Origin of the sequence: Psychromonas sp. B3M02 (genome assembly GCF_003318165.1) — a bacterium.
Lineage (GTDB): Bacteria > Pseudomonadota > Gammaproteobacteria > Enterobacterales > Psychromonadaceae > Psychromonas.
In genome coordinates, this window is the sequence record NZ_QOCB01000118.1 from 1 (window position 1) to 5,679 (window position 5,679).

At 38.4% G+C, this 5,679-nt stretch carries 6 protein-coding genes; 5 read left to right on the plus strand and 1 reads right to left on the minus strand.

Annotated features, from left to right (window positions below; all coding sequences use genetic code 11):
* Window positions 1-276 precede the first annotated feature (276 nt).
* Window positions 277-1,152: a LysR family transcriptional regulator gene (locus DS885_RS13350; RefSeq protein WP_113819924.1), complete on the minus strand. Its 876-nt coding sequence runs from the start codon at window positions 1,150-1,152 to the stop codon at window positions 277-279.
* 105 nt (window positions 1,153-1,257) lie between these two features.
* Between DS885_RS13350 and DS885_RS13355 the strand changes: the two genes are divergently transcribed.
* The 5 genes from DS885_RS13355 to DS885_RS13375 form a co-directional block, all read left to right on the plus strand.
* Entirely contained in the window at window positions 1,258-1,548 is a 291-nt protein-coding gene (locus DS885_RS13355; RefSeq protein WP_113819925.1) for a carboxymuconolactone decarboxylase family protein, read from the plus strand.
* 34 nt (window positions 1,549-1,582) lie between these two features.
* Entirely contained in the window at window positions 1,583-2,071 is a 489-nt protein-coding gene (locus DS885_RS13360) for a DUF4865 family protein (protein ID WP_113819926.1), read from the plus strand.
* Window positions 2,072-2,192: 121 nt separating this feature from the next.
* Window positions 2,193-2,846 (plus strand): LysE family transporter, encoded by a 654-nt coding sequence (locus DS885_RS13365; protein WP_113819927.1) that lies wholly within the window; start codon window positions 2,193-2,195, stop codon window positions 2,844-2,846.
* 280 nt (window positions 2,847-3,126) lie between these two features.
* The gene (locus tag DS885_RS13370) at window positions 3,127-4,125 is read left to right on the plus strand and encodes a YheT family hydrolase (protein WP_113819928.1); all 999 of its coding nucleotides are present in this window, start codon (window positions 3,127-3,129) and stop codon (window positions 4,123-4,125) included.
* 244 nt (window positions 4,126-4,369) lie between these two features.
* Window positions 4,370-5,679: transketolase family protein (locus tag DS885_RS13375; protein WP_309472397.1), on the plus strand; the 1,310-nt coding region annotated here is incomplete at its 3' end.

Genomic DNA, 5,679 nt, shown 5'->3' on the forward strand with positions numbered 1-5,679 from the left:
ACACTGAAGTGGTCGTTGCTAAAGCCAGTAAGCCGGTTAACCCTACAATTAAATGTTTCATCATTATAGTTTCCCGTGAGTTTGTGGCTAATACCAATTGTATTAAATAACTGATCTAAATTTTGCGCCGGAAAAATGGCTTAGTTTGAGGCGTAAGTTGATGTAAATGGTTGTTCCCTTTACGAAACTTACAACGAAAAAATAAGTTGTTTTAACAAGTAAAATAGATCAGTTACTTACTATGATTGGTATTAGTGTGATTAGCATTAGTTTAATTTAGGCATAATTATCTGTAATGGTGTTTGAGATTAACTCTATTAATCTATCCCTCATATTATTTTTTGTGCCTGAGGCGCTGTGTACTTGAATGCCGATATGACCAATACTGGGAAGTTTTGTTTTGATCACTTGCAGGTGACTAGGTTTGCCAATGCGAGTCCTTGCTGTGATCCCGATCCCTGTATTGACCGCTGGCCAAATACCGCTAAGGCTCTGACTTTGATAAACAACTTCCCACTTGATTCCTTTGGCCTCTAAGGCCGCGATTGCTTTTTGTTTAAACAGACAATTTGGTTCAACCATCACTAATGGTAAGGGTTTGTTATTATCTAAAAAGTAGTTAAGTGGAAAGTCTGCACTACTGATCCATTGTATTTCTGTGTTGGCGACAAGTTGTGAATAAGCAGTCGTTTCATGTCCTTTCCAAGTTACTGATAAATCAAGCGAGGTATCCTTAGTAGAGGAGATCAAATTGGCATACCTGTCGATCATGGTATGTAAGTGAATGTTTTCATTGATACGGGTAAAGCGACCTAAGCATTCGGTAATAACCTGCTCTGCAAAATCTTCTTGTAGTCCCAATATTAAAGATCCTTGTAGCTCGATGCATCTGAGTGTTTCTAGTACTTCATCATTCAAAGCCAACATCTTTTTAGCGTAGTGTAAAAGGTGTTCTCCTTGTTCTGTGGGAAGCAAGTTTCTACCTTCTTTTTTTACCAGGGCTGAGTTTGTTTGTGCTTCTAATTTTTTTAAATGCGCACTTACCGCTGATGTCGACTTATGTTGATGTTGTGCAGCAAGTGTAAAGCTTTTCAACTCCATACCTAATACAAATGTCTTAAGAGCTTGCAAATCTAATACCGTATTTTTCATCTTCGCATAGTCCTGAATTATAGGATTGATTGAGTCGTTTTATTTGATTTTAAGTACTGTCTTTGTGTGTGATTATAGATATATGTTCAGAAAGAGGAAGCCAAAATGAATAAAGATTTATTAACACTTGCCCCAAAACTAAAAACACTCACTGATGATGTTTTATATCACGATATATGGGAGAGAAGGTTACTGAATAAACGAGAGAGAAGTATTGCCACATTGTCTGTGCTTATCTCACTGGGGCGATTTGAACAATTACCCCATCATATCAATTTAGCAAAGCAGCATAATGTTAATGAATATGAGTTAATCGAACTTTTTACGCACTTAGCTTTTTATAGCGGCTGGCCCGCTGCAATGAGTGCACTTAAACAGCTTCGCGATAATCAATAATAACAGCACATAACATCAAGTAGAGGAAACAAAAATGATAGCAATGCAGTATAAAATAGTACTACCGTCGGATTATCCAATGGCATTAATTGAAGATAGAATTGAGAAAAATGGCCATTTATTAAACGGTTATCCTGGGTTACTGTTTAAGGCTTTTTTATATTCTCGTAAAGATGCAGATAATTATGCTAATCCAGTTAATAGCTATGCACCATTTTATATATGGGAAGATCACCTTTCAATGTCAACATTTCTTAATAGCGATGGTTTTAAAGCGTTATGTGATCACTTTGGTCAACCGAATATTGAAATATGGTTTGTAGAGGGGGAGGCAATAAAACCAAATTCGGATGATTGTTTTGCTGTTATACAAAAGGGGATCAAACTAGACTCTGATATCACTGCATTCAACTACACCGCTTGGGAACCGTTAAGTGTTAATTGGGCAAGTGAAGGGAATAAAGTGGTTTGTGCAAAACAGGATGTTTACGCCATTGGTTATGTTGCACAGAAAGCGAGTTGAATTTCTAAACCTGTCACATTGCATAATTAAGTGATGGACTGGTTGTAGAATAATCAGTCCACAATGTTTGGTTAATATAATCGCTTTGCGCTTTGTAACATTGTTAAGTGGGTGTCTTTATATGGAAGTTAGTTTAGTAACCACTTTTGTTACGGTGGTATTTATGCATTTTATTGCGCTTATTAGTCCTGGACCTGACTTTATTATTCTAGTCAAAAGTGCAATAAAGAATGAAAAAGAAAAAGCGATAGGCGTCGCATTAGGTATATCAATAGCCAATGCCCTTTATATTGGATTATGCTTAGTGGGCGTCGGTACAATATTAGCTAAGTCATTCATTATTATGATGGTACTTAAGATCTTGGGTGGACTGTTTTTAATTTATTTAGGTGTTCGTGCGCTAAGTGCTCGAAAATCCGATTATCCTCATTTCTCGGAGCCTATACATACCACTAACAGTGAGGCCCAATTTTATAAAGAGTTTGTCGTTGGTTTTATGTCTGGCGTGTTAAACCCTAAAAATATTTTGTTCTATTTAAGCTTATTTACCCTTGTATTGACGCCCGATATCTCCTTGGCCTTTAACATTATTCTGGGAGTTTGGATGACGTTATTGGTGTTTATTTGGGATGTGGGCGTTATTTATTGTTTATCTGGGAGCAAAGTAAGAAGCCAATTTATTAAACTCACTTATTATTTTGATAAAATAACCGGTGCTTTACTAGGTGGGCTAGGGGTGACTATTATTAAAGCAGCGCTACAAAAAATAGATTAAATTGCAATTGATACGGCAAAGACTCTTTTGGCTGCATTATTTTTCTGTCAGCTATGTGAAATTTTTCGGTTTATTAAATGATATTAAATACTTAATATCGAGAAACGAACTTTGGGCGGTGTTATGAGTCTTAGTCGTCTATTTTTAATTATCTTGTGACAATCTGCTATGTTATTGTACCCATTATTTTATAGAGATTTTTGTATAATAAGTGTTGTCATATAACTGTTAACTTTGTTAATTAGTCTAGGGTTACTTAATTGGTAATGAGTGAGAGCAAATGAATCAATTTATACCGGCAAAAGGACTTTCCAACCAACATTTACAATCTATTCTTTCCAGTACTGGGCCGCGCAAATGGTTAGAAAAAAGGCGTTGTTCAGAGTTACTCGCTAGTGCTCAACCAGAAATAATTACTACACCGCAAGGGGTTAAGTTACAGGGCACACTATCTAAAACCTCCGCAGACTGTAAAGGCCTTGCAATTATCTTGCATGGCTGGGAAGGCTGCACAGAATCTTTATATATGCTCTCTAATGGTCAAAAACTATTGGATGATGGGTATGATGTTTTTCGCTTAAATTTTCGTGATCACGGTGGAACGCAACATTTAAATAAAGAATTATTTAACTCTGTGAGGTTACTTGAAGTAGTTGAAGCCGTTAAGTACTTATGCGCTCAATATGGTGGTAAGCATAACCTACTCTGCGGTTACTCTTTAGGTGGCAACTTTTGTTTACGTGTGGCTAATTTAGCAAAAGAGTGTGGTTTGAAATTAGATCAAGCCATTGCTATTTGTCCTTTACTTGATCCGCCTACCACCATGAAAGTGTTAAATAATGGCTTTTCTATTTATCAGAAATACTTTGTTAAAAGGTGGAAAAGCTCTCTGGTGAAAAAACTAAAACATCATAAACACCTTAACTACGGCGATGCGTTACAGAAGCTGCATACCTTAGATGCGATGAACCAATTCTTTGTAACTGAGCATACTGAGTTCAGTAGTGCAGATGCATACCTGCGTGGATACTCCATACTAGGTGATGCGTTAAATAAGCTGAGTATTCCTAGTACTATTATCACCTCTTTAGATGACCCAATTATTCCTGCACATCAATTAAAGGAGCTCATCTCCTCACCTTGGTTAAGCGTCGATTTACAGGAAAAGGGCGGACATTGCGCCTTTATTAAAAACTGGAAACTTGAAAGTTGGGTGTGTGACCGTGTTGTGCATTACGCCAATGTACAATTTAATCAGCGCTTTATTTATAACAGTTAATGGCTGCTTTATTCACGATTGTTTGCCTTTATGAATCCCCTCGCATATCTATGCTAGGGGATTTTTTGTCATTAGCCTCTTTTGTATTTTTAAATTAAGTAGTTAAAAACAACATATTTTGTGTATAGATTTTTTATGCCAATACTTTTGACCATTGGGTCGATCTAGATCTCACTTTAATCTCTGTTTACTTCTTACACTGACTTCACTTTATTAAAAAACCTTTTTAGTGTTGGAGTTATTAATGTCATCAAACCCTTCTAGCTTACCTTCTCGTCAAGCGTTAGCTAATGCCATTCGTGCCCTTAGTATGGATGCAGTTCAACAAGCCAATTCAGGTCACCCTGGCGCACCAATGGGGATGGCTGATATTGCACAAGTGCTATGGACTGACTTCCTAAAGCACAACCCAACTAACCCAGATTGGGCTGATCGCGACCGCTTTATTCTATCTAACGGTCATGGTTCAATGCTTATCTATTCTCTATTGCATTTAACAGGTTATGACCTTTCAATTGACGACCTTAAAAACTTCCGTCAACTGCACTCAAAAACACCGGGCCACCCAGAGTATGGTTACGCACCTGGTATCGAAACTACTACTGGCCCATTAGGCCAAGGTATTACCAATGCCGTGGGTATGGCGATTGCTGAAAAATCATTGGCAGCGCAATTCAATAAAGAAGGCCACGAGATTGTTGACCATAACACTTACGCCTTCTTAGGCGATGGTTGTTTAATGGAAGGTATCTCGCATGAAGCTTGTTCTTTAGCGGGTACATTAGGTTTAGGTAAACTAATTGCCTTCTGGGATGACAACGGTATCTCAATCGATGGTGAAGTAGAAGGTTGGTTCACTGATGATACGCCTAAACGTTTTGAGTCTTACGGTTGGCAAGTACTGTCAGTAGACGGTCACAATGCAGAAGAAATTAAAGCGGCGATTATTTCTGCTAAAGCAGAAACCACTAAACCAACGATTATCTGTTGTAAAACCATTATCGGTTTTGGCTCACCCGCTAAGCAAGGTACACACGATTGTCACGGTGCACCATTAGGTCACGATGAAATCGCAGCAACACGTGCCGCATTAGGTTGGACACATGGCCCATTTGACATTCCAGCAGACGTTTACGCGGGTTGGGATAACAAAGTACAAGGCCAAGCGGCAGAGCAATCTTGGGATGAGAAATTCGCAGCGTATGCAGCGGCTTACCCAGAGCTAGCAGCAGAATACAAACGTCGTGTTAATAACGAACTACCTGCTGAGTGGGAAGAAAAATCTTCAGCTTACATTGCTGACTTACAAGCAAACCAAGCAAATATTGCAACACGTAAAGCCTCACAAAACTGTATCGAAGCTTACGGCGCAATGCTACCTGAATTATTAGGTGGCTCAGCGGATTTAGCGCCATCTAACCTCACTATGTGGTCTGGTACTAAAGCGATTACCGCTGATGATGCTTCAGGTAACTACTTGCACTACGGTGTTCGTGAGTTTGCAATGGCCGCTATCATTAACGGTATTGCGTTACATAAAGGTTTTGTCCCTTA